This window comes from Kitasatospora sp. GP30, assembly GCF_029892145.1.
In the GTDB taxonomy this organism is placed as follows: Bacteria; Actinomycetota; Actinomycetes; order Streptomycetales; family Streptomycetaceae; genus Kitasatospora; species Kitasatospora acidiphila.
In genome coordinates this window covers 52176-77266 of record NZ_JARZAH010000039.1, presented here as the reverse complement: position 1 = coordinate 77266, position 25091 = coordinate 52176, and the positions used below count along the sequence as shown (strand labels likewise).

General features: G+C 72.0%; 27 protein-coding genes and 1 pseudogene. 5 read left to right on the top strand and 23 right to left on the bottom strand.

The features are described 5' to 3' along the window. Positions 1 to 400 precede the first annotated feature (400 nt). The 4 genes from P3T35_RS33665 to P3T35_RS33650 all read left to right on the top strand — a co-directional run bounded on the left by P3T35_RS33665 (position 401) and on the right by P3T35_RS33650 (position 4450). A complete protein-coding gene (locus P3T35_RS33665) occupies positions 401 to 874 on the top strand; it encodes an Lrp/AsnC family transcriptional regulator (protein ID WP_101382386.1) in 474 nt (157 codons plus the stop codon). Beyond that, the gene (locus P3T35_RS33660) at positions 871 to 2265 is read left to right on the top strand and encodes an aspartate aminotransferase family protein (protein ID WP_101382385.1); all 1395 of its coding nucleotides are present in this window, start codon (positions 871 to 873) and stop codon (positions 2263 to 2265) included. The genes P3T35_RS33665 and P3T35_RS33660 overlap by 4 nt, the downstream gene beginning before the upstream one ends. A gap of 270 nt (positions 2266 to 2535) precedes the next feature. Continuing rightward, complete coding sequence (locus P3T35_RS33655; RefSeq protein ID WP_101382384.1) at positions 2536 to 3267, top strand: ABC transporter ATP-binding protein; 732 nt, start codon at positions 2536 to 2538, stop codon at positions 3265 to 3267. A gap of 22 nt (positions 3268 to 3289) precedes the next feature. Continuing rightward, the gene (locus tag P3T35_RS33650; RefSeq protein ID WP_101382383.1) at positions 3290 to 4450 is read left to right on the top strand and encodes a hypothetical protein; all 1161 of its coding nucleotides are present in this window, start codon (positions 3290 to 3292) and stop codon (positions 4448 to 4450) included. 71 nt (positions 4451 to 4521) lie between these two features. Here the strand turns inward: P3T35_RS33650 and rlmN are convergent, their stop codons facing one another. The 6 genes from rlmN to rpsB all read right to left on the bottom strand — a co-directional run bounded on the left by rlmN (position 4522) and on the right by rpsB (position 10142). After that, the gene (rlmN, locus tag P3T35_RS33645; protein WP_101382382.1) at positions 4522 to 5622 is read right to left on the bottom strand and encodes a 23S rRNA (adenine(2503)-C(2))-methyltransferase RlmN; all 1101 of its coding nucleotides are present in this window, start codon (positions 5620 to 5622) and stop codon (positions 4522 to 4524) included. An 83-nt stretch (positions 5623 to 5705) separates the two neighbouring features. After that, the gene (locus P3T35_RS33640) at positions 5706 to 6677 is read right to left on the bottom strand and encodes a phosphatidate cytidylyltransferase (protein ID WP_180356590.1); all 972 of its coding nucleotides are present in this window, start codon (positions 6675 to 6677) and stop codon (positions 5706 to 5708) included. Beyond that, a complete protein-coding gene (gene frr / locus P3T35_RS33635) occupies positions 6677 to 7234 on the bottom strand; it encodes a ribosome recycling factor (RefSeq protein WP_101382381.1) in 558 nt (185 codons plus the stop codon). Before frr ends, P3T35_RS33640 begins: the two co-directional genes overlap by 1 nt. Positions 7235 to 7326: 92 nt before the next feature. Further along, positions 7327 to 8082: a UMP kinase gene (gene pyrH, locus P3T35_RS33630; RefSeq protein WP_101385292.1), complete on the bottom strand. Its 756-nt coding sequence runs from the start codon at positions 8080 to 8082 to the stop codon at positions 7327 to 7329. 204 nt (positions 8083 to 8286) lie between these two features. Further along, the gene (tsf, locus tag P3T35_RS33625) at positions 8287 to 9126 is read right to left on the bottom strand and encodes a translation elongation factor Ts (protein WP_101382380.1); all 840 of its coding nucleotides are present in this window, start codon (positions 9124 to 9126) and stop codon (positions 8287 to 8289) included. Positions 9127 to 9260: 134 nt separating this feature from the next. After that, positions 9261 to 10142: a 30S ribosomal protein S2 gene (gene rpsB, locus P3T35_RS33620; RefSeq protein ID WP_101382379.1), complete on the bottom strand. Its 882-nt coding sequence runs from the start codon at positions 10140 to 10142 to the stop codon at positions 9261 to 9263. Between the two features lie 428 nt (positions 10143 to 10570). Between rpsB and P3T35_RS33615 the strand changes: the two are divergent. Next, a pseudogene (locus P3T35_RS33615) lies at positions 10571 to 11149 on the top strand (M23 family metallopeptidase); the annotation flags it as partial. A gap of 149 nt (positions 11150 to 11298) precedes the next feature. On the opposite strand, the gene P3T35_RS33610 reads toward P3T35_RS33615, so the two are convergent. From P3T35_RS33610 to P3T35_RS33530, 17 genes are all read right to left on the bottom strand, one after another. After that, complete coding sequence (locus tag P3T35_RS33610; protein WP_101385291.1) at positions 11299 to 11859, bottom strand: helix-turn-helix domain-containing protein; 561 nt, start codon at positions 11857 to 11859, stop codon at positions 11299 to 11301. A 103-nt stretch (positions 11860 to 11962) separates the two neighbouring features. Continuing rightward, on the bottom strand, positions 11963 to 12763 hold the full coding sequence (whiG, locus tag P3T35_RS33605) for an RNA polymerase sigma factor WhiG (protein WP_101385290.1): 801 nt from the start codon (positions 12761 to 12763) through the stop codon (positions 11963 to 11965). A 458-nt stretch (positions 12764 to 13221) separates the two neighbouring features. Next, a complete protein-coding gene (gene dprA, locus P3T35_RS33600; protein WP_280708973.1) occupies positions 13222 to 14502 on the bottom strand; it encodes a DNA-processing protein DprA in 1281 nt (426 codons plus the stop codon). Continuing rightward, positions 14499 to 16109 carry a YifB family Mg chelatase-like AAA ATPase gene (locus P3T35_RS33595; RefSeq protein WP_101382378.1) on the bottom strand — a complete coding sequence of 537 codons (1611 nt, stop codon included), beginning with the start codon at positions 16107 to 16109 and terminating at the stop codon, positions 14499 to 14501. The genes dprA and P3T35_RS33595 overlap by 4 nt, the downstream gene beginning before the upstream one ends. Then, entirely contained in the window at positions 16110 to 16520 is a 411-nt protein-coding gene (locus tag P3T35_RS33590; RefSeq protein ID WP_101385288.1) for a YraN family protein, read from the bottom strand. A gap of 330 nt (positions 16521 to 16850) precedes the next feature. Further along, positions 16851 to 17177 (bottom strand): DUF2469 domain-containing protein, encoded by a 327-nt coding sequence (locus P3T35_RS33585; protein WP_101382377.1) that lies wholly within the window; start codon positions 17175 to 17177, stop codon positions 16851 to 16853. Between the two features lie 56 nt (positions 17178 to 17233). Continuing rightward, a complete protein-coding gene (locus tag P3T35_RS33580) occupies positions 17234 to 17719 on the bottom strand; it encodes an NUDIX domain-containing protein (protein ID WP_101382376.1) in 486 nt (161 codons plus the stop codon). Next, positions 17719 to 18483 (bottom strand): signal peptidase I, encoded by a 765-nt coding sequence (gene lepB, locus P3T35_RS33575; protein WP_101382375.1) that lies wholly within the window; start codon positions 18481 to 18483, stop codon positions 17719 to 17721. The genes P3T35_RS33580 and lepB (P3T35_RS33575) overlap by 1 nt, the downstream gene beginning before the upstream one ends. A gap of 108 nt (positions 18484 to 18591) precedes the next feature. Continuing rightward, positions 18592 to 19581, bottom strand: a complete 990-nt coding sequence (gene lepB / locus P3T35_RS33570) for a signal peptidase I (RefSeq protein WP_101382374.1) — start codon at positions 19579 to 19581, stop codon at positions 18592 to 18594. Next, entirely contained in the window at positions 19566 to 20618 is a 1053-nt protein-coding gene (gene lepB, locus P3T35_RS33565; RefSeq protein WP_101382373.1) for a signal peptidase I, read from the bottom strand. The genes lepB (P3T35_RS33570) and lepB (P3T35_RS33565) overlap by 16 nt, the downstream gene beginning before the upstream one ends. Then, the gene (lepB, locus tag P3T35_RS33560; RefSeq protein WP_101382372.1) at positions 20602 to 21492 is read right to left on the bottom strand and encodes a signal peptidase I; all 891 of its coding nucleotides are present in this window, start codon (positions 21490 to 21492) and stop codon (positions 20602 to 20604) included. The genes lepB (P3T35_RS33565) and lepB (P3T35_RS33560) overlap by 17 nt, the downstream gene beginning before the upstream one ends. Positions 21493 to 21557: 65 nt before the next feature. Then, positions 21558 to 21908: a 50S ribosomal protein L19 gene (rplS, locus tag P3T35_RS33555; protein WP_101385287.1), complete on the bottom strand. Its 351-nt coding sequence runs from the start codon at positions 21906 to 21908 to the stop codon at positions 21558 to 21560. Positions 21909 to 22061: 153 nt separating this feature from the next. Next, a complete protein-coding gene (gene trmD, locus P3T35_RS33550; RefSeq protein WP_101385286.1) occupies positions 22062 to 22880 on the bottom strand; it encodes a tRNA (guanosine(37)-N1)-methyltransferase TrmD in 819 nt (272 codons plus the stop codon). A gap of 20 nt (positions 22881 to 22900) precedes the next feature. Continuing rightward, positions 22901 to 23449, bottom strand: a complete 549-nt coding sequence (gene rimM / locus P3T35_RS33545; RefSeq protein ID WP_101382371.1) for a ribosome maturation factor RimM — start codon at positions 23447 to 23449, stop codon at positions 22901 to 22903. Positions 23450 to 23547: 98 nt separating this feature from the next. Further along, positions 23548 to 23787 (bottom strand): RNA-binding protein, encoded by a 240-nt coding sequence (locus P3T35_RS33540; protein ID WP_101382370.1) that lies wholly within the window; start codon positions 23785 to 23787, stop codon positions 23548 to 23550. Positions 23788 to 23789: 2 nt separating this feature from the next. Next, positions 23790 to 24215 (bottom strand): 30S ribosomal protein S16, encoded by a 426-nt coding sequence (rpsP, locus tag P3T35_RS33535; RefSeq protein ID WP_101382369.1) that lies wholly within the window; start codon positions 24213 to 24215, stop codon positions 23790 to 23792. Between the two features lie 208 nt (positions 24216 to 24423). Beyond that, positions 24424 to 25011 (bottom strand): hypothetical protein, encoded by a 588-nt coding sequence (locus tag P3T35_RS33530; protein WP_101382368.1) that lies wholly within the window; start codon positions 25009 to 25011, stop codon positions 24424 to 24426. Between the last annotated feature and the right edge of the window lie 80 nt (positions 25012 to 25091).

Genomic DNA, 25091 nt, shown 5'->3' with positions numbered 1-25091 from the left:
TCCGCGGCGCCGGACAGCGGGGAGGTCGCGTACGCCTCACCGGTGGTCGGGTCGACGATCTGCAGGGTGCGGCCGTCGGCCGCGTCGACGAACTCGCCGTTGATGTAGTTGCGCAGCGTACGAAGGTCGCTCACGGGATTCTCCTACGGTCTGGGCCTGCGACGTTGCAGATTCCGCGCCAGGTTACCGCTGGCGTCGGGCCGCCGGGTGCGGATGGGCAGGTCCACTTTCGGGCGTGTGCACGTCGACACGGGTACGCGGCCAGGCTACCTCGCCGACTTACGTTATCGACAGGGCCCATCGGCAAATGCCACGCAATCCGTTCCCGATCCGCAGTTGTTCGACGAAATCAGCAGGCCGACGGGTTGCGGATGCAGAAACGATCAGGCACAGTGGCCGCGTGGCCAACCGCGACCGGAACAGCAGCGTTCCCCTCGACTCCGTCTCCAAGGCGATCATCGAGCAGCTGCAGGAGGACGGCCGTCGCCCGTACGCGACCATCGGCAAGGCCGTCGGCCTCTCCGAGGCCGCCGTCCGGCAGCGGGTCCAGAAGCTGCTCGACCAAGGCGTGATGCAGATCGTCGCCGTGACCGACCCGCTCACCGTGGGCTTCACCCGCCAGGCGATGGTCGGCGTCACGGTCGAGGGCGACATAGAGCCGATCGCCGACGCCCTGGCCGCCATGGACGAGGTCGACTACGTGGTCTGCACCGCAGGCTCGTTCGACCTGCTGGCCGAGCTGGTGTGCGAGGACGACGAGCACCTGCTCGAAATGATCAACAAGCGCATCCGCGCGCTTCCCGGCGTGCGGAGGACCGAGAGCTTCGTTTACCTGAAGCTCCGGAAACAGACCTACACCTGGGGCACCCGATGAGCGCCGATCCGGCACCGAAGGACCTTTCGAAGGCCGCATACGACCACCTGTGGATGCACTTCACCCGCATGTCGTCGTACGAGAACTCCCCCGTCCCGACCATCGTGCGCGGCGAGGGCACCTACATCTGGGACGACAAGGGCCGCAAGTACATCGACGGCCTGGCCGGCCTCTTCGTGGTCCAGGCGGGCCACGGCCGCACCGAGCTCGCCGAGGTCGCGGCCAAGCAGGCCAAGGAGCTGGCCTTCTTCCCGATCTGGAGCTACGCCCACCCCAAGGCCGTCGAGCTGGCCGAGCGCCTGGCCAACTACGCGCCCGGCGACCTGAACAAGGTGTTCTTCTCCACCGGTGGCGGCGAGGCCGTCGAGACCGCCTGGAAGCTCGCCAAGCAGTACTTCAAGCTGATCGGCAAGCCGACCAAGTACAAGGTCATCTCCCGGGCCATCGCCTACCACGGCACCCCGCAGGGCGCCCTGTCGATCACCGGCCTGCCGGGCCTGAAGGCCCCGTTCGAGCCGCTGGTGCCCGGCACCCACAAGGCCCCGAACACCAACATCTACCGCGCCCCCGAGTACCTGGCGGGCCCGGACGGCACCGTCGACCCCGAGGCCTACGGCCGCTGGTGCGCCGACCAGGTCGAGGAGGCCATCCTCTTCGAGGGCCCGGAGACCGTCGCCGCCGTCTTCGTCGAGCCGGTGCAGAACGCCGGCGGCTGCTTCCCGCCGCCGCCCGGATACTTCCAGCGGCTGCGCGAGATCTGCGACCGCCACGACGTGCTGCTGGTCTCGGACGAGGTCATCTGCGCCTTCGGCCGCCTGGGCACCATGTTCGGCGCCGACAAGTTCGGCTACGTGCCGGACATGATCACCTGCGCCAAGGGCATGACCTCGGGCTACTCCCCGATCGGCGCCACCATCATCTCGGACCGGATCGCCGAGCCGTTCTACAAGGGCGACAACACCTTCCTGCACGGCTACACCTTCGCCGGCCACCCGGTGTCGTCCGCCGTGGCGCTGGCCAACCTCGACATCTTCGAGCGCGAGGGCCTCAACCAGCACGTGCTGGACAACGAGTCCCGCTTCCTGGGCACCCTGAACAAGCTGCGCGACCTGCCGATCGTCGGCGACGTCCGCGGCAACGGGTACTTCTACGGCATCGAGCTGGTGAAGGACAAGGTCACCAAGGAGAGCTTCAACGACGAGGAGACCGAGCGCGTGCTCTACGGCTTCCTCTCGAAGGCGCTCTTCGAGAACGGCCTGTACTGCCGTGCCGACGACCGCGGTGACCCGGTCGTGCAGCTGGCCCCGCCGCTGATCTCCGACCAGTCGACCTTCGACGAGATCGAGCAGATCCTGCGGACCAGCCTCTCCGACGCGTGGGCGAAGATCTGACGGCGCGTCCCTGACGCGTCCGCCGTGCTTCTCTGACGCACCCTCCGCCGAAAGGGCGGTTCCGCCGGCCACCTCCTCAGGGCCGACGGGACCGCCCTTCGGTGTCTCCGTGCTGACGTGGTGCTTTTCTCAGACGATCAGCTGATGGTTCATCCGGGTTTATGACGATTTTGTGTGGTGTGCCGCAACCGCGCCGCGGCCTTGTCGTTCTAATCTGGCCAGTGTCACCCCTGCACCGTGCAGAGCCCATCCGGACCGGCGGAGGAACACATGTCAGCGGCCCCGCCCGACAACGACGTGCTGTGGGCCCGGGGGATCGTCAAGTCCCACCACGGCACCCCCGCGCTGCGCGAAGTCTCGATCGGCATCCGCGAGGGCGAGGTGCTGGCCATCACCGGGGCCCGCGGCTCCGGCAAGTCCACCCTGCTCGGCTGCCTCTCCGCGCAGCTGCCGGTGGACTCCGGCGAAGTCTGGTTCAACAGCTCCCCGGTCCACACGCTCAGCCGGGCCGGCCGGGAGAAGCTGCGCCGCGACCGGTTCGGCTACGTCGGCTCCGAGCCCCAACTGGTGCCCGAACTGACGGCCCGGGAGAACGTCGCCCTGCCGCTGCTGCTGGCCGGCAGCAGCCACAAGGCCGCGTACCGCGCGGCCGACGACTGGCTGGAGCGACTCGACGTCAGCGACGCCGCCAAGCACCGCCCGATCGAACTGCTCCAAGGTCAGCGCCAGCGGATCGCGGTCGCCCGCGCGCTGGCCCCGCTCCCCCGGGTGGTCTTCGCCGACGACCCGACCGCCCCGCTGCACCGCGAGGCCCGGGACCAGGTGCTGCGGATACTCACCAGCGCGGCCCGCTCCCACCGCCTCACCCTGGTCCTGGCCACTCACGATCCGGAGCTGGCCAAGTACGCGGACCGCTCGGTGGCCCTGGTCGACGGCCGCACCCCGGCCCCGGCCACGCCGGTCCAACGCCCGGCCGCCACGCCCGCCATCGTTTCGCACTGATCGCTTCACACTGAGGACGCCGGTGTTCTACTTCCGCCTGGTCAGGGGCTACCGGTTGGTCGACCTCGGCCGCCTGCTGCTCACCGCCGCGGCCGCCGCACTGGTCGCCGGATTCCTGCTGCGCGCGCTCGGCCGGGCCCTCAGCGACCCGCCCGGTGCGCACCCGGCCATCGAACGACTGCTGTGGTGCCTGCCCGCGCTGGCCGCGGTCGGCTGGTTCGCGGCGATCGCGGCCCGCGCCCTGCCCGTCCAGCGGCCCGAGCGGACGACCGGGCTGACCGCCGCCGGTGCCGGGCCGACCCGGCTGCGGCTGCTGATCGCCGGCGAGCTCGCCCTGGCCTGCGCGCTGGGTGCGGTGGTCGCCCTGCTGGTCTTCCTGGTGCTGCGCAACGAGATCGCCGGTCCCTCGCTCGCACCCGAGCTGGGCATGGGCGTCCCGCTGCCGACGACCGCGCCGATCGCCCTGGTCACCCTGCTTCCCCTGGTCGGCGGGCTCGCTGCGGCCGTCGCCGTACCGGTCACCCAACCGCTGACGGACCGCCAGGAGCCGCTGCGGGCCCACCGCTTCGGACTGCCCAGGATCATCGCCGCCGCCCTGCTGACGGTCGGCGGCACCCTCACCGAGCTCTACGAGCTGCGCCCGGCCGCCGCCGACGACCCGCGCCCGCTGCGGCTGCCCGCCGGCCTCGGCCACACCAGTGCCGTGCTGCTCGGCGCCTGGGCCACCGCCGTCCTCGGCGCGGCGCTGCTCACCGGACCCCTGCTGGCCGGGTTCGGCCGGCTACTGGCCCTCGGCCGGCCCACCCCGCGGCGGCTGCTGGCCGGGCGCGGGCTGACCGGCATCGCCCGCCGGCTCAGCGCCCCGCTGGCGGTGCTGGCGTTCACCGTGGCCGTAGTGCTGACCTCGGTGCGGCACTGGGTGGCCCCGGGCGCCGCCGGGACCGGGCCGCTGCCGGCCGCCGAGGCGCTGCTGCTCACCGGGTGCACGGTGGCGGCGGTGCTGGCCCGGCTCGCCGAGATCCGGGTCGCCCGACGCGGGGTGATCGGCACCCTGCTGCGCCTGGGCGGCTCGCCGCGGCTGCTGTTCAGTGCGGCCCTGCTGCGCTGGTCGGTGGCCGGCCTGGTGCTGCTGGCCACCGGCGGGCTGACGGCGGCGCTGGGCGCCGGGATGCTCAGCCGATAGTCCGGCCGGCTGCTCGGCCAGCGACCAGCTCGCCGCCGCTCAGCCGGCCGCTACTCAGCCCGCTGCTTTTCTCAGCCCGCCGCGGCGAGCTGACCGCAGGCGCCGTCGATCTCCTGACCGCGAGTGTCACGCACCGTGGTCGGAACCCCGTGCGACTCCAGCCTGCGGACGAACTCGCGCTCGTCCTCCGGGCGGGAGGCGGTCCACTTGGAGCCGGGAGTCGGGTTGAGCGGGATCAGGTTGACGTGCACCCGGTGGTTCTTGATCAGCCGGCCGAGGAGGTCGGCCCGCCACGCCTGGTCGTTGATGTCCTTGATCAGGGCGTACTCGATGGACACCCGGCGGCCGGACTTCTCCGCGTAGTACCAGGCCGCCTCCAGCACCTCGGAGACCTTCCAGCGGGTGTTCACCGGGACCAGCTCGTCGCGCAGCTCGTCGTCCGGCGCGTGCAGCGAGAGCGCGAGGCGGCAGCTCAGGCCCTCGTCGGCGAACTTGTACATGGCCGGCACCAGGCCGACGGTGGAGACCGTGATGCCGCGCTGCGAGAGGCCGAAGCCGTCCGGCGCCGGATCGGTGAGCCGGCGGATCGCGGCCAGCACCCGGTTGTAGTTGGCCAGCGGCTCGCCCATGCCCATGAAGACCACGTTGGACAGCCGCGCCTCGCCACCCGGGATGTCGCCGCTCTTGAGCGCCCGCATCCCGGACGCGATCTGCTCCACGATCTCGGCGGTGGACAGGTTGCGGGTCAGGCCGGCCTGCCCGGTGGCGCAGAACGGGCAGTTCATGCCGCAGCCGGCCTGCGAGCTGATGCACATCGTCACCCGGTCCGGGTAGCGCATCAGCACCGACTCGACCAGGGTGCCGTCGAAGAGCTTCCAGAGCGTCTTGCGGGTGGCGTCGTTGTCGCAACTGACGTGCCGGACCACCGACATCAGCTCGGGCAGCAGCTGCTCGGTCAGCTTGGCACGGCTGGCCGCCGGGATGTCCGTCCAGCCCGCCGGGTCGTTCGAGAGCCGGCCGAAGTAGTGGTTGGCCAGCTGCTTGGCGCGGAACGGCTGCTCGCCCAGGTCGGCGACGGCCGCCTTGCGCTCGGCGGGGCTGAGGTCGGCGAGGTGTCGCGGGGGCTTGGCGCCGCGCGGCGCGACAAACGTGAGTTCTCCGGGTGCAGGCATGGTTCGTCCAGTGTCGCAGATGCGCGAAGGGTCCCGGACAGCGTGCCGTCCGGGACCCTCTTCCGCGCTGTCGTTCTCGGAACTCAGCCGCCGACGAAGGCGGTCAGCAGCAGCCAGACCACCGGGGCGGTCGGCAGCAGCGAGTCCAGCCGATCCATGATCCCGCCGTGGCCGGGCAGCAGCGTACCCATGTCCTTGATGCCCAGATCGCGCTTGATCATCGACTCGGCCAGGTCGCCGAGGGTCGCGATCACCGCCGCGCAGCCGCCCAGGATCAGGCCCTGCCACCAGTGGCCGCCGTCGATCAGCCAGGACATCAGCAGCGCTCCGGCCAGCATCGAGAGCCCGATGCCGCCGGCCAGGCCCTCGCGGGTCTTGCCGGGGCTGATCGTCGGCGCCAGCTTGGTCCGGCCGAACTTGTACCCCACCGCGTACGCCCCGGTGTCACTGCAGATGGTGACCACCAGGAAGAGCACGATCCGCTGCGGCCCGTCGTGGGCGGAGAGCATCACGGCCACGAAGGACGCCAGGAACGGGACGTAGAAGGCCGTGAAGACGCCGGCCGTTATGTCCCGCAGGTAGTCCTCCGGCGGCCGGCTCATCCGCCAGATCATCAGCGCCAGTGCGGTCAGCGCCAACGACGCGGCGGCACCCTGCAGACCGATCCAGTAGGCGCTGGTCAGCATCGCCAGGCCGCCGAGCAGCAGCGGGGGCAGCGGAACCTCGATGCCCTTGCGCTCGGCCAGCCGGCTGGTCAGCTCCTTGACCCCGACCGAGGCCGCCGCCACCACGACGATCAGGAACAGCACCTTGACCACGAAGAGCGAGATGATGATCACCACGCCAAGGCTGAGCCCCACCCCTATCGCCGCGGGGAGGTTGCGGCCGCCCCGCTGCTTGGGGGGCTGCTGCGGCTCGGACTGGGCCACCTGACTCTCCTGGGCTCGGGGTCGGGCCCCCGCCGGGCCGGCCGACCGCTCGGGGGCGGCCTGCGGCGGGGCGGGGGTCTGCGGGGTTGCGCCCCTGGAGCCTGGGGCGTGCGGGGCGTCGTTCATCAGACTTCGAGGAGCTCGGCTTCCTTGTGCTTGAGCAGCTCGTCGATGGCCGCCACGTACTTGGCGGTGGTGTCGTCGAGCTCCTTCTCGGCGCGGCGCACCTCGTCCTCGCCGGACTCCTTGTCCTTGACCAGCTTGTCCAGGGCGTCCTTGGCCTTGCGGCGGATCGAGCGGATCGAGACCTTGGCGTCCTCGCCCTTGTTGCGGGCCACCTTGATGAACTCCTTGCGGCGCTCCTCGGTGAGCTGCGGGAAGGTCACTCGGATGATGGCGCCGTCGTTGCTCGGGTTGACACCCAGGTCCGAGTCGCGGATGGCCTGCTCGATGTTGCGCAGCGCGCTCTTGTCGAACGGCGTGATGACCGCCATCCGCGGCTCCGGCACGGCGAACGAGGCCAGCTGGTTGATCGGGGTGAGCGCGCCGTAGTAGTCGGCGACGATCTTGTTGAACATCGCCGGGTGGGCCCGGCCGGTACGGATGGCGGCGAAGTCGTCCTTGGCGACGACGACGCTCTTCTCCATCTTCTCTTCGGCTTCGAGGAGGATCTCTTCGATCACGGTCTGCTCCCTGTCCGGTTGCCCGTGGCGCTCACCGCCCGTGGCGTACTGATAGGCCCCGCCAGGTCCGACGGGGCTCGGTTGACGACTGCTCAGGCCCGGACGGAATCCTGGCTGATGAGTGTGCCGATCTTCTCACTCCTGACGGCGCGAGCGATATTGCCCTCGGTCAGGAGCTCGAAGACCAGGATCGGCAGGCCGTTGTCCTTGCACAGCGTGATCGCGGTCAGGTCGGCCACCTTGAGATCGCGCGAGATCACCTCGGCGTACTCCAGCGCGTCGAACCGCACCGCGTCCGGGTTGGTCTTGGGGTCGGAGTCGTAGACCCCGTCCACACCGTTCTTGCCCATCAGCAGGACCTCGGCGTGGATCTCCAGGGCGCGCTGCACGGCAGTGGTGTCGGTGGAGAAGTACGGCATGCCCATACCGGCGCCGAAGATCACGACGCGGCCCTTCTCCAGGTGCCGGATGGCCCGCAGCGGCAGGTAGGGCTCGGCGACCTGGCCCATCGTGATGGCGGTCTGGACCCGGGTCTCGATGCCTTCCTTCATCAGGAAGTCCTGCAGGGCGAGGCAGTTCATGACGGTGCCCAGCATGCCCATGTAGTCCGAGCGGGCCCGGTCCATGCCGCGCACCTGCAGCTCGGCGCCGCGGAAGAAGTTGCCGCCGCCGATGACCACCGCGACCTCGGTGCCCTGCCGGACCACCGTGGCGATCTCTCGCGCGATCGCGTGGACGACGTCGGGGTCGACGCCGAGCCCGCCCCCGCCGGCGAACGCCTCGCCGGACAGCTTCAGCAGCACCCGACGGCGCGTGCCGTCCGGCGCGGTCTCCTGCGTCTCCTGCATGGACTTCTCCTTCTGCACCTGCTTGGTCACAGGCCCGGGGGTGCTCAGCTCCTGGCCTGCGTGTACACGAGAGGAGGCCACTGCCGCGGGAACCGGTACGGTCTCCTGCACGGCAATGGCCTCCTCGTCGTTCATGGTGCCGACTCACTGGGTCACAGTGGTGGCGGCGGTTCCTACCTTAGGCGGGAACCGGGTGAACGTGGCTCAGGCGCCGACGCGGAAGCGGGCGAAGCGCTTGAGGGCGACGCCGTTCTCCTCCAGGACCTTGGCCACGGTCTTCTTGTTGTCCTTCGCGAAGGCCTGCTCCAGCACGGAGTGCTCCTTGACGAAGCCGGTCACGCGACCCTCGACGATCTTCGGCAGGGCAGCCTCCGGCTTGCCCTCCTCGCGAGCGGTGGCCTCGGCGACGCGGCGCTCGTTCTCCAGGTCCTCGGCCGGGATCTCCTCGCGGGACAGGTACTTCGGCGCGAAGGCGGCGATGTGCTGCGCGACGTCCTTGGCGACCTCGGCGTTCTCCTTGTCCAGCTCGACCAGGACGCCGACGGCCGGCGGCAGGTCGGGGCTGGTCTTGTGCAGGTAGACCGCGACGAAGCCGTCACCGGCGAACTGGGCGAAGCGACGGAAGACGATCTTCTCGCCCAGGTTGGCGTTGGCCTCGTCCACGAACTGCTGGACGGTCTTGCCGGCCTCGATCTCGGAAGCCAGGGCGGCGTCCAGGTCGGCCGGGGCGGTCTTGGCGACGTGCGCGGCGATCGCGTCGGCGACGGCGACGAACTTCTCGCCCTTGGCGACGAAGTCGGTCTCGCAGTTCAGCTCGACGAGGACGCCGGACTTCTTGTCGTCGGCGATCAGGGCGGCGACGGCGCCGTTGGAGGCGTCGCGGCCCTCGCGCTTGGCGACGCCCTTCTGGCCCTTGATACGGAGCAGCTCGACGGCCTTCTGGACGTCGCCCTCGGCCTCGTCGAGCGCCTTCTTGCAGTCCATCATGCCGGCGCCGGTGAGCTCACGGAGCTTCTTGACGTCCGCGGCGGTGAAGTTCGCCATGGTGTGAATCTCTTCTCGCGTCTCGCGTGTCTGCGGGGTGGGTGCGCCGGGGGCCCTGATCAGGTCCCGGCACGTGGAGAAAGGGGCACCAGCCGGTCGGTACCGGCCGGCTGATGCCCCTCGCCCTCAGTGCGTCAGGCCTGCTCGGCCTCGGCGGCCGGAGCCTCAGCAGCGGGAGCCTCGGCGGCGGGCGCCTCGGCCGCGGGGGCCTCGGCAGCCGGGGCCTCCTCGGCCTTCTGCTCGCCGGTCTTCAGGAGGTCCTGCTCCCAGTCGGCCAGCGGCTGGTCGGCACCCGGCTCGGCCTTGACGTCGCCCTTGGCGACACCGGCACGGGCCTTCAGGCCCTCGGCGACGGCGTCGGCGATCACACGGGTCAGGCGGGTGACGGAGCGGATCGCGTCGTCGTTGCCCGGGATCTTGTAGTCGACCTCGTCGGGGTCGCAGTTGGTGTCGAGGATGGCGACGACCGGGATGTTGAGCTTGCGGGCCTCGCCGACCGCGATGTGCTCCTTCTTGGTGTCCACGATCCACACCGCGCTCGGGACGCGCTGCATGTCGCGGATACCGCCGAGGGTCTTCTCCAGCTTGTCGTGCTCGCGCTGGAGGACCAGGAGCTCCTTCTTGGTCAGGCCGGAACCGGCCACGTCCGAGAAGTCGAGCTCGCCGAGCTCCTTGAGGCGCTGCAGCCGCTTGTAGACGGTGGAGAAGTTGGTCAGCATGCCGCCGAGCCAGCGCTGGTTCACGTAGGGCATGCCCACGCGGGTGGCCTGCTCGGCGATGGCCTCCTGGGCCTGCTTCTTGGTGCCGACGAAGAGGATGCTGCCGCCGTGGGCAACGGTCTCCTTGACGAACTCGAAGGCGCGGTCGATGTAGTTCAGCGACTGCAGGAGGTCGATGATGTAGATGCCGTTGCGCTCCGTGAGGATGAAGCGCTTCATCTTCGGGTTCCAGCGGCGGGTCTGGTGACCGAAGTGGACGCCGCTCTCCAGCAGCTCCCGCATCGTGACGACGGCCATGGCCGTGCTCCTTGGGTGTTACGCCCGGCACACCGTTGCTGCCCCTCGGGCACTCGGCGGCTACCGGGTCTGCTCGGTTGTCCGTGCCGGTCGGGTGACCGCCACGCCTGACGCCCCGACGTGCCGAGCCGACCGGGCCTGGGCGGCGGACCGCTCCGGGCTCGGTGGGACCGAGCGGCACTCGCACGGGTGGGGCGGCTGGGCCGGGATTCCACCAGTGGCGGGGCGTGCGAAGTCGACCCGGGACACACCGGGTCGCGTGTGAAGTGTACGGGACGGCCCGCGTGACCGGCGACTCAGCGGGTTTCGGGCGCGCTGGACCGGCCTCCGGGGCCCTCGCGGCACCGGCTTATCCACAGGGGCGGGGTTGTCCACAGGTTCGCGGGTGGGCCTTGGCGGGCGGTGGGGCGGGGCGGAACCTCGGTGCCATGACGAACTGTCACCTTTGCTGGCCGGTGCCGCCGCCTCGGGCGCGGTGGGTGGTGGTGCTGCTGATGCTGCTCTTCGTGGTCTTGCTGCCCGGGAACGCGCCACCGGGTGCGGCGGTGCCCGCGGTGGCACCTGGGACGGTGCCTGGGGCGGTGGCGCCGACGGGGTCCGCGGGGCCGGCTCTGGGCGCGGTGGTGGCGGGTGCGGTGGTGGTGGGGGCCGGGCGGGCCTGGCCGGTCGGCGGGCCCGGTGGTGTGCTGCGCCGGTTCGAGGCGCCGCCGCAGCCGTGGGCGCCTGGGCACCGCGGGGTCGACCTGGCCGCCGAACCGGGCGATCAGGTGCGCGCCGCGCTGGCCGGGGTGGTCGCCTTCGCGGGGGAGGTGGCCGGGCGGCCGCTGGTCACCGTGCTGCACCCGGGCACCGGGGATCCGCCGCTGCGCACCAGCTACCTCCCGGTCGCCGACAGCCCACCGGTCGGCACCGCGGTGGCGGCCGGCGACCCTATCGGGACGCTGGCGGACGGCGACGACCACTGCGGGGGCGGCTGCCTGCACTGGGGGCTGCTGCGCGGGAAGCGGTATCTGGATCCGCTCGCGCTGCTGGGCACCGGGCGGGCCCGCCTGCTCCCGCTGCGGCCGGGGGCCACCACGCAGCCGTCAACCTCGGCCAAGCCGCCGGGCCACGCGCAGGCGTCAGCACTGGTCAAGCCACCGGCGCGGGTGACGGCTCAGCCGCCCGCCACGCCGCGCCGGGCCAGCGTGACGGCGGCGTCCGCGATCTGCTCGCGCTCCGTGGGTGAGCAGTCCGCCGAGCGCCGGACAGCTGCCTCCACCAGGCCCTGCAGCAGCGCCGCGGTCAGCCGCGGCTGGAGGTGGCCCAGTGCGGCCAGGTCCTCGACAACCAGCTCGGTCAGCGCGCCGTGCGCCGTGCGGATCCGGGCTCGCGCCGCCTCGTCCAACTCCAGCGTGCCAAGGGCGAGCACGGCGCGGTGCCGGGGGTCGCCGGCCAGCGCGAGCTGCCCACGCACATAGGCCTCCAGGCGGGCGAGCGGATCGTCGGCGGCGGCCATCGCCGCCTCGATCTCGGCGGCCCAGAGCGGCAGGTCGAGCTCGCAAAGCCGCTCCACCACGTCGGTCCGGGAGCGGAAGTACTCGTACACCGATGACCGGGCCAGCCCGGTGCGGGCGGCCAGCGCGGGGAAGGTCAGCGCCTCGGGGCCGCCCTCGGTCAGCAGCGCGCGGGCCGCGTCCAGCAGGGCGGTGCGCTGCCGCAGGCGGTGCTCGGCCAGGGTGGCGGCTCGGATCTTCGGCACGCCGCCCACTCTACGGAGGCGGCGGCGCCACTGGTCGGAGCGGGTGCGTCGGGCCGCCCCGAGCCAGCCCGGATCGCAGTCAGCGCAGATCGGAGAGCTTGGCCCGGAGCTGGAGCACGGACTTGGTGTGGATCTGGCTGACCCGACTCTCCGTCACCCCGAGGACCTGTCCGATCTCGGCGAGGGTGAGGCCCTCGTAGTAATAGAGCGTCACCACCATCTTCTCCCGGTCCGGCAGGGTGTTGATCGCACCGGCGAGCAGCTTGCGCAGTTCGCGGTCCTCGGCGACCACGACCGGGTTCTCGGCGCCGGTGTCCTCCAGCGTGTCCATCAGGCTCAGGCGCTCGCCGCCGTCCCCGGCGGGGTGCAGCAGTTCGTCCAGCGCCACCACGTTGGCCAGCGAGAGTTGGCTGAAAATCGCGTGCAGCTCTTCGACCGCGATGCCCATCTCGGCCGCCACTTCGGGCTCGCACGGTGTGCGGCGCAGCCGGGCTTCCAGGGCCGCATAGGTCCGTTCGACCGCCTTGGCCTTCTGCCGGATCGACCGGGGGATCCAGTCCAGGGCGCGCAGCTCGTCGATGATCGCTCCGCGAATGCGGCTGATCGCATAGGTCTCGAATTTGATCGCGCGGTCCGGATCGAATTTCTCGATCGCGTCGATCAGACCGAAAACACCGGAGGATACGAAGTCGGCCTGTTCGACGTTCGCCGGCAGGCCGACACCCACCCGGCCGGCCACGTACTTGACCAGCGGCGAGTAGTGGAGGATCAGCTGCTCGCGCAGCTTGGCGTCACCGCTGGCCTTGTAGGACCGCCACAGCGACTCCAGCGCACTGCGCGGGGGCGGCGGGGACGGAGGCGGGGGCGCCGGTGCGGGCAGCCGAGCCGGCGGCGTGGTCGCCGGCTCCGCATGGCGCCGCGCACCCCGGCTCGGCGGCGGGACGGAGACCAGGCCGGTCGACGCAGCCCGCTGCCCCGCGCTGCCCGCCCCCTCGGCCGTCGCGGGCTTCGCCGACTGAACGTCGATGCCGGGGCGCGCCTCGGTGCCGGATGCCCCCGGGGGCCGGCCGGCACTGGTCGCCCTGTGTCCGGGAATGTGTGTGGGCATACGTGGGTCTGCGCCGTTCTGCCGAGTCATGTGCTGATAGGGAAGCCATAGCGAGCGTAGCGTGATCAGGTCGATGCGCTGCGCTACCACCACCTGGCCGTCGCCCGATCCGGTGGCGTTCACTCCGTTGACCGAACGCATGCGCCGCGCCCCAGCGGGTGTGCGCACCGAAGAGCAGCGACCAGCGCCTTCCGTTGGACGGACGCCTTCCGTTGACGGTGCGCCGGCCGTCAGCGGATCACCCTCCAGTGCGACCCCGCCCGCTGGACGAAGCCCAGTGAGCACAGCTCATAGAGCAGCTTGAGCACCTGATCGAGTGTCAATCCGGTGCGCCTGGCCAGCTCCTCGGCCGGGGCACCGGACGGCCCGGCCGGCATCGCCTCCAGCAGTTCGGCGGCCGGCCCGCGCAGCAGGTCGCGCGGCCGCGCCAGCGCCTGGTGCAGCGGTGCCAGGTCGGCACCGATCGAGCCGATCTGCTCGATCACCTCGGCCGCGCTGGTCACCAGCGTCGCGCCGCCGCCGCGGATCAGCGTGTGCACCCCGTTGGAGAGCTCCGAGGTGACCGGCCCGCAGATGCCCATGGTGTGCCGGTTCAGCCCTAGCGCGCGCTGCGCCGTACTGAGCGCACCGCTGCGCTGGGCGGCCTCCACCACCACCGTCCCCCGGGTCAGCGCGGCGAGCACCCGGTTGCGCAGCACGAAGCGGAACCGGTTCGGGTGCTCCCCGGGCGGCAGTTCGCCGACCAGCTGGCCCTGCTCGCGGATCCGCTCGATCAGCCCGCTGTTGCCGCGCGGGTAGCGCACATCCACACCGCAGGCCAGCACCGCGACGGTCATCCCGCCGACCGCCAGCGCACCGCGGTGAGCGGCCGCGTCGATGCCGTAGGCCGCCCCCGAGCAGATCACCCAGCCGCGCTCCGCCAGGTCGGCGGAGAGCTCCGCGGCCACCCGGGCGCCGTACTCGGTGCAGGCGCGCGAGCCCACCACCGCGACCGAGCGCAGCGCGAGCAGCCGCAGCGACCCGCTGCCGAGCACCCACAGCCCGGTCGGCATCGCGTCACCGAGGTCCGCCAACTGGCCGGGCCACTCCGCGTCCCCCGGTGCCAGGAACCGTCCGCCGAGCTCCCGCGCCCGGGCGAGGTCCGCGACCGGGTCGGCCTCCGCCAGTCGGCGCCGCAGCATGCCCAACCGATCTGCGGTGAGGCGCAGTTCGCGGTGGCCCGCGCCAACTCGCAGCACCCGCACCAGCTCGACGGCCGAGCGGCGACGCAGCCAGCGACCGACCACCGAGTTGCCCGGCTCCACCACTCGGCTGAGCGCGACCCGCGCCAACCGCTCCTCCTCGGAGGCCGGCCCGGCCGAGGCACCGCACTCCAGATCGAGCGCCGCCTGCCCCGCCCCACCAGCGCCGGACACCGCAGGCGACGGCCCATCAGCAGGCACCGCGGCCACCTGGTCCACCTGGTCCACGTGTTCCGCCCGGCCCTCCGCCGGCTGCCGACCCGCCGTCACAGCAACCCCCCTAGGCCACGCACCCCGCTGGGGAACCCTCGCCGCAGCGCCAGCGCGGTGCGCAGCTCGGCGACCCCGGGCGCGGCCCGGCCGGCCAGGTCGGCCACCGTCCAGGCGACTCGGAGCACCCGGTCCAGGCCGCGCGCCGTGAGCAGGCCGCGGTCCATCTCGCGCTCCACCTCGGTCAGCGCTCCCTGGTCCGGTCGCCACCGGGTGCGCAGCTCGCGCCCGGGCACCTGGGAGTTGGTCCGCCAGGGCGTGCCGGTGTACCGGTGCGCGGCACGCTCCCGGGCCGCCCTGACCCGCGCCGCCACCACCTCGGTGCGCTCCGCCTGCCGGTCCCGCTCCAGCAACTCGCCCTTGGTGACCGGCTCGACCTGCACTCGCAGGTCCACCCGATCCAACAGCGGCCCGGAGAGCCGCCCTTGGTACCGGCTCACCATCACCGGCGTGCAGTCGCACCCCTCACCGCGGCGCGAATACCGCCCGCAGGGGCAGGGGTTGGCCGCCAGGCAGAGCAGGAAGTTGGCCGGCAGCCGCAGCGAACCGGCGGACCGGGCGATCACCACCTCGCCGGACTCCAGCGGCTGCCGCAGCGCGTCCAGCACCCGGACCGGGAACTCCGGCGCCTCGTCAAGGAACAGCACCCCTCGGTGCGCCAGCGAGACCGCACCCGGGCGGGGCAGTCCGCTGCCACCGCCGACGATCGCGGGCATGGTGGTGGAGTGGTGCGGGGCGCAGTACGGCGGCAGGTCGACCAGCGGGCGGCCGGGCGGCAGCAGACCCGCCACCGAGTGCACCGCCGTCACCTCCAGCGCCTCGGTCGTGGTGAGCGGCGGCAGCAGGCCGGGCAGGCGTTCGGCGAGCATGGTCTTGCCGGCGCCCGGCGGCCCCTTGAGGTAGATGTGGTGCCCACCGGCGGCGGCGATCTCCAGCGCCCGCCGAGCCTCGTACTGCCCGGCGACATCGCCCATGTCGGGGCCGAACTCGGCATCAGCGGTGCTGCGCCGCACCGCCGCGCCGGGCAGCAGCAGCCCGGCCATCAGCGGATCGGGCCCGCCGACCGCCGCATCCGGCGGCTCATCGGGCACCGGTGCGTCGGTGAGCAGCGCGATCAGCTGGCGCAGGCTGCGCACCCCGAGCACCGAGACGCCGGGCACCAGGGCGGCCTCGGCGGCGGTCTGCTCGGCGACCACCACCTGCTTGTATCCGGCATCGGCGGCGGCCAGCACCGACGGCAGCACCCCGCGCACCGGGCGGACCCGGCCGTCCAGGCCCAGCTCCCCGATGATCAGCAGATCGGCGATGGCCAGCGGAGGCAGCCGCTCGGCGGCGGCGAGCACCGCGCAGGCCACCGCGAGGTCGAAGCCGCTGCCGCTCTTGGGGACCGAGGCCGGACTGAGCCCGACGGTGAGTTTGCGCTGCGGCCAGGACTCGCCGCTGTTGACCACGGCGGCCCGCACCCGATCGCGGGCCTCGCTGAGCGCTTTGTCCGGCAGCCCGACCAGGGTGAACGCGGAAACGCCTGGTTCGAGGTCGGCCTGGACCTCGACCACCACGCCGTCCACCCCGACCAGGGCCACCGAGCACGTCCGGGCGAAGGCCATTCAGACCACCCCCCGCAGGTGCTCGACCCGGGCCGCACCCCGGGCCCGGCTGACCACCGCGACCAGGTCGATCCGCACCCCGCCGGGCGGCAGCGGCACCGGTCCGGGCACCGCGACCTCGGCCAGCCGGGCGAAGTGGGCCGGCCAGCGCTCGCTGAGCCAGCGCTCGGCGAGCACCCGCAGCCGCTCACCGCGAGTCTGGTCCAGCGCCTCTTCGGGCCGCTGGAACCCTTGCTCGGAGCGGGTCTTGACCTCGCAGACGGCTACCGTGTCGCCCTCCAGGGCGACGATGTCCAGCTCGCCCTGGCGACAGCGCCAGTTGCGCTCCAGGATCCGCAGGCCGTCCCGCTCCAGGCGACGGGCGGCCACCTCCTCGCCGTACCGGCCGAGGGCCTGCTGTGCGTTCCGCACGGCGATCACCTCCCGCTACGGAGAGTGCCGTGCCGCTCCCTGATGGTCGATCAGCTTCCGCGAAGCTGTGGATAACCCACCCCCTGTGGACAACTGTGACGCCGCCCGGAGACGGCGGCCGCAACGGTCGGAGGCTGCCGTGACGACCGAAGGCGACCGAAGACGGCTGAAGACGACCGCTGAAGACCGCAGCCGACCGGGGCGACCGCTGAAGACCGCTGCCGACCGGAGCGACCAAGGCAGCCGGAGCGGCCGGAGACAATCGCCGCGCCCGAAGAAGCCGCCACAGCCAGAGACGGCCCTGCCGCCCCGAGGCGCCCGAGGGTCGCGTCAGCTACCGAACCCCGCGTCGTCCGACGGCAGCTCCAGGTCGCTCTTGGCCAGCTCCTCGATGTTGACGTCCTTGAAGGTCAGCACCCGCACCTTGCGGACGAATCTGGCCGGCCGGTACATGTCCCACACCCAGGCGTCGGCCATCGAGACCTCGAAGAACACCTCGCCCTGCACCGAGTGCACCTGCAGCTCGTAGTCATTGGTGAGGTAGAACCGGCGCTCGGTCTCGATCACGTACTTGAACAGCCCGACGACGTCCTTGTACTCCCGGTAGAGCTTGAGCTCCATCTCGGTCTCGTACTTCTCGAGATCTTCCGCACTCATGCCGGCGTCCCCTCACTCGTCAGGTCCCACCCCATTGTGGCCCACGGCACCCCCGGTCAGAGGGTGACCGGGGCTACTGGTGGTCCCTCATTCAACAACCTTCCCAGCAGCTCCGCGAGCCGCACCGGGTAGACCTGCTCGGTGGTGGCCCGCAGTTCGTCGAGCGTCCACCAGCGCGCCTCAGCGAGCTGCGGCCGCTCCTCGGGCTCGCTGCCGGAGGCGTCCAGGTGCACCTCGCCGGGGCCGGTGCGGGCCAGGTAGAAGACCTGGTGCTGCTGGTAGTCCTGCCCGGCATAGCTGAACTCGGCCAGGTCGACGGCGACCTGGGGGCCCAGCTCGATCCCGGTGAGCCCGGTCTCCTCGGCCAGCTCGCGCAGCGCCGCGTCGCGCGGCTGCTCCCCCGGCTGGACCCCGCCGCCGGGCGTGAACCACCAGGTGAGGGTCGGCCTGGCCGGGTCGAAGCCGTGGAAGAGCAGCAGCCGGTCCCGTTCGTCGAGCAGCAGCACCCGGGCCGCGTCGCGCTGCCGGATCGGGCCCGCCATCAGCGCCGCCCCGCGATCCGCCGGGCCAGCCCGGCGACCGAACCGATCAGCGAGGTGAGCAGGATCAGCGCGGCACCCGCCACGGCCGCCCAGAACTCGGTCTCCAGCGACCCGGGCCGGCCCGCCGTGGGGCGCCCGAGGGTGGCGAACGCGGTGGTCGGCGCGTGCATCCCGATGCGTGACGGCGGCCAGACGGTCGCCTCGACCCTGGCCTGCACCGCGGAGTCCGGCACGGTGCCGGAGGCCAGCCCAAGGTGCACCCGGGAGTCCTGCGAGCCGGTGCGGTTGTCGCCGAGCACGAAGAGCCGGCCGGCCGGGACGGTGACGTTGAACGGGATCGGCGGCGCCAGGCCGGCCGGGGCCAGGTAGGGCTCGTCGATCGGGGTGCCGTTGACGGTGATCCGCTGCTGCGCGTCGCAGCAGACCACGGTGTCGCCGCCGACTCCGACCACTCGCTTGACCAGGGTGTCCTGCTCCCAGGCGGTGTCCTGGAAGACCACCACGTCGCCGCGGCCAACCGAGCTGCCGGAGACCGGCCGACCGGCCAGGGTGTCCCCGGGGTCGATCCCGGGGCGCATCGAACCGGTGGGCACCTTGAAGAAGTGATAGCTAACGCCGATCAGGGCCGTGCCGCCGATCATCAGCACCAGGCCGAGCGCCAGTGCGACGCCCTGTAGCACGGCACCGAGCCGGCGGCGGGCGCTCCGCGGGGCCGGTTTGCGGGCGGCCGTGGTGCCGGGGGCTCCGGCGGCAACGCTGCTCATGCTTGACCGTCCTAGGTGCGAGAGCCGGACACGGCGGCGGGCCGTGGCACGTCCGAGCAGATTACTCGTCGGTACCACGGCCCGCGCAAGAGCCGAGCAGCTACCCGATCAGTCGTCGCCGAGCCGGCGGCGCCGCAGCCACCAGGCCGCCGGCACCGCGCCGGCCGCGCCGAGCAGCGGCGGCGCGAACGGCAGGGCCGCCGAGGCGAGGCCCTTCTGGTCGAAGGTGTCGGGCACCGGCAGGGTCGTCCAGTGGTTGATCGGCCAGGCGATCACGAAGGCGCGGCCGACCACGTGGTCCACCGGGACGGCACCGCCGCCGGGCTGGTCCATGTGGTACCGCGAGTCCAGCGAGTCGTCGCGGTGGTCGCCCATCACCCAGACGTGGTCCGGGGCCACCTTCACCGGGCCGAACGGCCGGTTGCCGCAGGCACCCAGCTCCGGGTTGCTGTCGAAGACGTACGGCTCGTTGAGCGCCACGCCGTTGACCTTCAGCGGCCCGTTGCCCTCGCACTCGACGGTGTCGCCGCCGACCGCGACCACCCGCTTGATCAGGTCCTTCTCATTGGCCGAGGGCATCAGGCCGATGAAGCTCAGCACGTCCTGGATGCCGCGCACCACGGTGTTGGAGCTCTGCGTGGACGGCACCTCGTTCAGCCAGCCGCCCGGGTCGTGGAAGACCACCACGTCACCGCGCTCCGGCTTGGCGCCGAACCACGGCGTCAGCTTGTCCACCAGCACCCGGTCGCCGACCTGGAGGGTGTTCTGCATCGACTCCGACGGGATCGAGAAGGCCTGGACGAAGAAGGTCTTGATGACCAGCGCCAGGACCAGCGCGATACCGACCAGGATCGGCAGTTCCTTCCAGAACGAGCGCTGCTTGCGCTCCTTGCGCGGCGGCCCGGTCGTCTCACCGGCGGCCGTCGGCGGGACCGGCGGCTCGCCCGCCGGGTAGTTCGGCTGGTCCGCCGGTTCGCCGTGGCCGCCCGCGCCGTCGGCGGGTTCCGCGGGCCCGCCGGACTCGGTGGACTGGGCCGTACGCCGGCCGGAGCCCTCGGGCTCGCCGGCCCCGCGGGCGCCGATCACCAGATCCCCCACGACTTCTCCTCCCTGCTGTGCGGACGACCTTCGTCCGCGGTCACCAGTGCCGCACAGCGGGCACCACGCCTGCTACTCCTGCACTTCTCTATCACCCCGGGCACCCTCTGCGGGGCTTCCCACACGGCGGGCGAGCGTAGCTGACGGGCCGCAGGCCCGACTCCGCGCCCGCGCCGCAGCACGGCCGGAGCGACGCCCAACAACCCCATAACGAGTGAGCGTTCCCGGGGATCCGGCCCACCGGCCGGAATTTTCGGCGGGCCCTGGGCCGCCAGTCCGGGATAGCCGGGCCGCGCGATGCCGCCGATCCGGTCGAACGGCCAGGCGATCACGAAGGCCCGTCCGACCACGTCGGAGAGCGGCACGGTGCCCTGGTCCGGCCCGGTCATGTGGTAGCGCGAGTCGGCCGACAGGTCGCGGTGGTCCCCCATCACCCAGAGCCGCCCCGGCGGCACCGTGATCCGGAACGGGATCCGCGAGGGCGGGTTCCCCTGGGCCAGGTAGGGCTCCGCCATCGGCGTGCCGTTGACGGTGATCCGCTGCTGCGCGTCGCAGCAGACCACGGTGTCACCGGCGACTCCGATGACCCGCTTGATCAGATCGCCCCCGTCGGCCGAGGGCAGCAGCCCGACGGCGCTGAAGGCGCTCTTCACGCCGCGGGCGAGGGGCCCGTCGGTGTCCGGCTGCCGGTCGTTCTCCAGCCAGCCGCCGGGGTCCTTGAACACCACCACGTCGCCGCGCCGGGGAGTGCTGCCGAACCACGGGGTCAGCTTGTCCACCAGCACCCGGTCGCCGATCGCGATGGTCTGCTCCATCGATCCCGAGGGGATCACGAACACCTGGACGAAGAAGGTCTTCAGGGCCAGCGCGATGGCCAGCGCCAGCACGGCGATCAGGGGCAGTTCCCGCAGCAGCGAGCGGCGACCGCGACGGGTCGCCCGGCGCGCGGTGCGGCGGCGCTCGGCCCGCCCGCGGCCGGCCAGCGCCTCGGCGGACCCCGGCCCGGCGGTGGGCGCCGCCCTACCCCTGAGCCCCATGCGCACCGGTCCTCCCTGCCGCGGCGACGGCGGCGAAGCCGGCCGGACGGTCCAGGCTGTGCCAGCGGCCGAGCGGGAACATCACCAGGTCGGCCCGCCCGATCACCTTGCGCACCGGCACGAACCCGCCGCCCGGATCACCCAGGTGGTCCCGGGAGTCCCGGGAGTCGCTGCGGTGGTCGCCGAGCACGAAGAGCTCACCGGGCGGCACCTGCACGTCGAAGCCGACGGTCGAGGGGGCGTCGCCCGGGAACAGGTAGTCGGACTCGGCCAGCGGCACGCCGTTGACGGTCAGGTGCTGGTCGCCGGCCCGGTACGTCACCCGGTCGCCGCCGACCCCGATCACCCGCTTGACGAAGATCGAGCCGTCGAACGGGCCGACGCCCAGCGTCGCGCCGAGCTTGCGCAGCGCGCCGCCGATCCCGGGCTGGTTGTCACCGCCGGGGACGAAGGAGTCGGTGCCGTCGAAGACCACCACGTCGCCGCGCCGCACGGTGCCGCCGAACTGGTAGGCGAGCTTGTCGACCAGCAGCCGGTCGCCGGGGCGCAGCGCGTTCTCCATCGAGGCGGACGGGACGGAGAAGGGCTGGGCCACGAAGGCGTTCACCAGCAGCAGCACGCCGACGCAGACGGCCAGCAGCTTGGCCGCGAAACGCCAGTCCCAACCGGGCTCGGACCGCTCCGGCTGCTCGGCCGCCCCCTCCGACACGGATTCCGAGACGGATTCCGAAACGGGCTCCGAGGGGGACTCCGGGGCGAGCTCCGCGACGGATTGCGCATCGGGCCCCGAAACGGCCGCGGACCGCGCCGGCTCCCGCGCACCCGAGGGTGCGAGGTCGCCGTCGCGGTCCGCGATCGGTTCGTGGGTGCTCATCGGGGCTGAGCTTAGCGGCCCCTTCTGAGCAGGCTGACCCCCCGGGGAGAACCGGGGGCCACGACTCAGCGCTCCCGCTTCTCCTTGATCTTCGCGGCCTTGCCGCGCAGATCACGCAGGTAGTACAGCTTGGCGCGACGGACGTCACCGCGGGTGACGACCTCGATCTTCTCGACGATCGGGGTGTGCACCGGGAAGGTGCGCTCCACGCCGACGTTGAAGCTCACCTTGCGGACGGTGAAGGTCTCACCGATGCCCGCACCGTGGCGGCGGATCACGACGCCCTGGAAGAGCTGGACACGGGAGCGGTTGCCCTCGATGACCCGGACGTGGACCTTCAGGGTGTCACCGGCGCGGAACTCCGGAATGTCGGTGCGCAGCGAGGCCGCGTCGACAGCAGCGAGCTTGTTGCTCATGATGCTCTCCATCGCAGGCGCCACGGGCCGCCCACGGAAATTCGTCACAATGGGGTCAGTTGCGGGCCGCTTCGGCTGGCGGCGACTCCCCCGTGGCGGGGCTCACCGGTCCACTGGCCCCCTCGCGGGGGCCGGGCGACAGACAACAGCGGCCTATTCTTCCACAGCCTCGGTCACGCCGAGAAATCGACCGGCCGCCTCGTCCCAGCGCAGGCCGAGCACGCTGAGCGCCTCGCGCTCCTTCTTGTCGAATCCGTCCTGCCGCCAGCGCGCCACCAGGTCGGGGCGGTTGGCCAGGGTGCGGGCGAAGGCCTGCTCTCGGCGCCACCGGGCGATCTTGCCGTGGTTGCCGCTGAGCAGCACCTCCGGCACCGCGCGGCCGCGCCACTCGGCGGGCTTGGTGTAGACCGGGCCCTCCAGCAGATCGGCCATCGCACCGGGGGCGAAGGAGTCGTCCTGGTGCGAGGCGGCGTTGCCGAGCACACCGGGCAGCAGCCGGGCGATCGCCTCGACCATCACCAGCACCGCGACCTCGCCGCCGGCCAGCACGTAGTCGCCGATCGACGCCTCCACCACCGGCATCCGAGTGGCGGCCTCATCGATCACCCGGCGGTCGATGCCCTCGTAGCGGGCCGGGGCGAACGCCAGCCAGGGCCGCTGGGCCAGCTCCTGGGCCAGCTGCTGGGTGAACGGCACGCCGCTGGGCGTGGGCACCACCAGGGTGGGCAGCTCGCCCTCGGGGCCGGCCGCCAGCACCGCGTCCAGCGCCTCGCCCCAGGGCTCCGGCTTCATCACCATGCCGGGGCCGCCGCCGTACGGGGTGTCGTCCACGGTGCGGTGCACGTCGTGGGTCCAGGAGCGCAGGTCGTGCAGGTGCACGTCGAGCTGGCCGCGGGCCCGGGCCTTGCCGACCAGCGAGACGTTGAGCGGCTCCAGGTACTCGGGGAAGATCGTGACGACGTCGATCCGCATGCCGTGCCGCGGGTTCTCCGTCATCGGTCCTGCTCCGGGCCGCCGTCGAGCTCGGCCCCGGCGAGGTCGATCAGCCCGGGCGGCGGGTCGATCACGCAGCGCTGGTTCTCGAGGTCGATCTCGGGCACCAGCTCGCTGACGAACGGCACCAGCGCCTCGCTGCCGTCCGGGCGCTTGACGGTCAGCAGGTCCTGGTAGGGCAGGTGGACCACCTCGGTGAGCTCACCGACCGGGGTGCCGTCGGTCAGGACCACGTCCAGGCCGATCAGCTGGTGGTCGTAGTACTCGTCCTCCTCCTCCGGCCGCTCGTCGGGGTCGACCTCGGCGATCAGCATGGTGTTGCGCAGGGCCTCGGCGGCGGTGCGGTCCTTGATCCCGGCGAACCGGATCAGCAGCTTGCCGCTGTGCACCTTGCCGGACTCCACGGTCAGCGGGCCGGTGGCGGCGGGGTCGGTGAGCAGGACCGCCCCCGGGCCGAGCCGCAGTTCCGGCTCGTCGGTGCGGACCTCGACGAAGACGTCCCCCCGGATGCCGTGGGCGCGACCGATCCGGCCGACGACGAGCTGCACGGTTCCACTCCTGAATCTTGCTACTGGATCTTGCTGAGAACGGCGAACGGCCGGGACGCGCGAGGCGTCCCGGCCGTTCCGAGCAACGGTGGTGACCGTCAGCGGACGTTGTCCACGTCGACCAGGTCGACGCGGACGTTGCGGCCGCCCAGCGCGCCCACCACGGTGCGCAGCGCCCGGGCGGTCCGACCGCCGCGACCGATCACCTTGCCGAGGTCATCGGGGTGCACCCGCACCTCGATGGTGTTCCCGCGACGCAGGTTGCGCGAGCGCACCTGCACGTCGTCGGGGTGCTCGACGATGCCCTTCACCAAGTGGTCCAGGGCGTCCTCGATCACGATCAGGCCTCGGTGGTCTCGGCGTCAGCCTCGACCTTGTCCGACTTCTTGGCCTTCGGGGTGATGGCGACACCGGTGGTGGCGTCCTCGAAGCCGGCGACGGCCTTGGCGAAGAGGTGCGAGAAGTCCTCGGTCTTCGGCTCGGCGACCTTCAGCGGCTCCGGAGCCGGCAGGCCCTTGAACTTCTGCCAGTCGCCGGTCAGCTTGAGGATGGCGAGCACCGGCTCGGTCGGCTGGGCACCGACGGACAGCCAGTACTGGGCGCGGTCGCCGTCGACCTGGATCTTCGAGGGGTTGTAGGTCGGCTGGTAGATGCCGATCTCCTCGATCGCGCGGCCGTCGCGCTTGGTGCGCGAGTCGGCGACGACGATGCGGTAGTGCGGGGAGCGGATCTTGCCGAGACGCTTGAGCTTGATCTTGACTGCCACTGGAGCGGTTCTCCTGGAGTTGACGTGGGTGAGCGACCGCGCGCCGCGTGGGGCTGCGGGGCCGGTCGTTCCGGTGACACGCCAGCCGGAAGGAGAGAGGGTCCTCGGCTGTCGGGTATCAGCTATCGATTGTGCCACATCACGCACGCCTCCCCCGACCGGGGCTCCGGGCCCGGCCGGGGGGAGGGCGCCCTACGTGGCTGAGCGCTTATGCGATCTTGAAGGGCTGCTGGCAGGCGCCGCAGACGATCGACGCCTGGGCCAGCACCGACGGCACCACCCGGACATTGCGCCCGCAGCCGCAGACGGCCTTGACCCGGACGCCGCCGCCCGAGGAGCCGTGCCGCGCGGCCGGGCCGCGGAAGGTGCGCAGCACCCCGCCGTCGGCGGAGCCGGCGACGGCCTGCTGGTGGGCGCCGAGGGCGCGCTCGAGCCGCTCGATGGTGGCGGCGTAGCGCTCCTGGGTCTCGGCGAGCATGGTCACCTGGGAGAAGCCGCTGCTGGCGTGCGGCTCCACCGGGTGGGCCAGGCCCAACTCGGAGGCGAGCAACAGGAATCGGCGGTTGTGGTAGCGCCCGGCCCGGGAGGTGTCCCGGATCTCGCGGGCGGCGGCCAGACCGTGGGCGGCCTCGTGCAGCAGCCGCTCGAAACCGAGCGTGGTGCCGCAGGCCGACGACGACTCGCCGATCAGCGCCTCGGGTGAGGCGAGGTCGGGCAGGTCTCGGTGATAGGCCTGGATGTCGCTCCAGGCGGCGGCCAGTTCGGCCGCGAGGACGAGGGGCTGTGTCGTGCTCACGCTATACCAACGAGGGAATCGGTTCCGACGTTCCATTCCTGAGAGCCTGCGGGCAATTCCCCGGAAACTCCCAGCCGGGC

Bases quoted from the DNA above. Each gene is read 5' to 3' on its own strand.
- P3T35_RS33660 (WP_101382385.1), top strand. From the start codon at position 871: ATGAGCGCCGATCCGGCACCGAAGGACCTTTCGAAGGCCGCATACGAC.
- P3T35_RS33655 (WP_101382384.1), top strand. From the start codon at position 2,536: ATGTCAGCGGCCCCGCCCGACAACGACGTGCTGTGGGCCCGGGGGATC.
- rlmN (WP_101382382.1), bottom strand. From the start codon at position 5,622: ATGCCTGCACCCGGAGAACTCACGTTTGTCGCGCCGCGCGGCGCCAAG.
- P3T35_RS33640 (WP_180356590.1), bottom strand. From the start codon at position 6,677: ATGAACGACGCCCCGCACGCCCCAGGCTCCAGGGGCGCAACCCCGCAG.
- pyrH (WP_101385292.1), bottom strand. From the start codon at position 8,082: ATGCAGGAGACGCAGGAGACCGCGCCGGACGGCACGCGCCGTCGGGTG.
- tsf (WP_101382380.1), bottom strand. From the start codon at position 9,126: ATGGCGAACTTCACCGCCGCGGACGTCAAGAAGCTCCGTGAGCTCACC.
- rpsB (WP_101382379.1), bottom strand. From the start codon at position 10,142: ATGGCCGTCGTCACGATGCGGGAGCTGCTGGAGAGCGGCGTCCACTTC.
- P3T35_RS33595 (WP_101382378.1), bottom strand. From the start codon at position 16,109: ATGGCCTTCGCCCGGACGTGCTCGGTGGCCCTGGTCGGGGTGGACGGC.
- P3T35_RS33585 (WP_101382377.1), bottom strand. From the start codon at position 17,177: ATGAGTGCGGAAGATCTCGAGAAGTACGAGACCGAGATGGAGCTCAAG.
- P3T35_RS33580 (WP_101382376.1), bottom strand. From the start codon at position 17,719: ATGGCGGGCCCGATCCGGCAGCGCGACGCGGCCCGGGTGCTGCTGCTC.
- lepB (WP_101382375.1), bottom strand. From the start codon at position 18,483: ATGAGCAGCGTTGCCGCCGGAGCCCCCGGCACCACGGCCGCCCGCAAA.
- lepB (WP_101382373.1), bottom strand. From the start codon at position 20,618: ATGGGGCTCAGGGGTAGGGCGGCGCCCACCGCCGGGCCGGGGTCCGCC.
- lepB (WP_101382372.1), bottom strand. From the start codon at position 21,492: ATGAGCACCCACGAACCGATCGCGGACCGCGACGGCGACCTCGCACCC.
- rplS (WP_101385287.1), bottom strand. From the start codon at position 21,908: ATGAGCAACAAGCTCGCTGCTGTCGACGCGGCCTCGCTGCGCACCGAC.
- trmD (WP_101385286.1), bottom strand. From the start codon at position 22,880: ATGCGGATCGACGTCGTCACGATCTTCCCCGAGTACCTGGAGCCGCTC.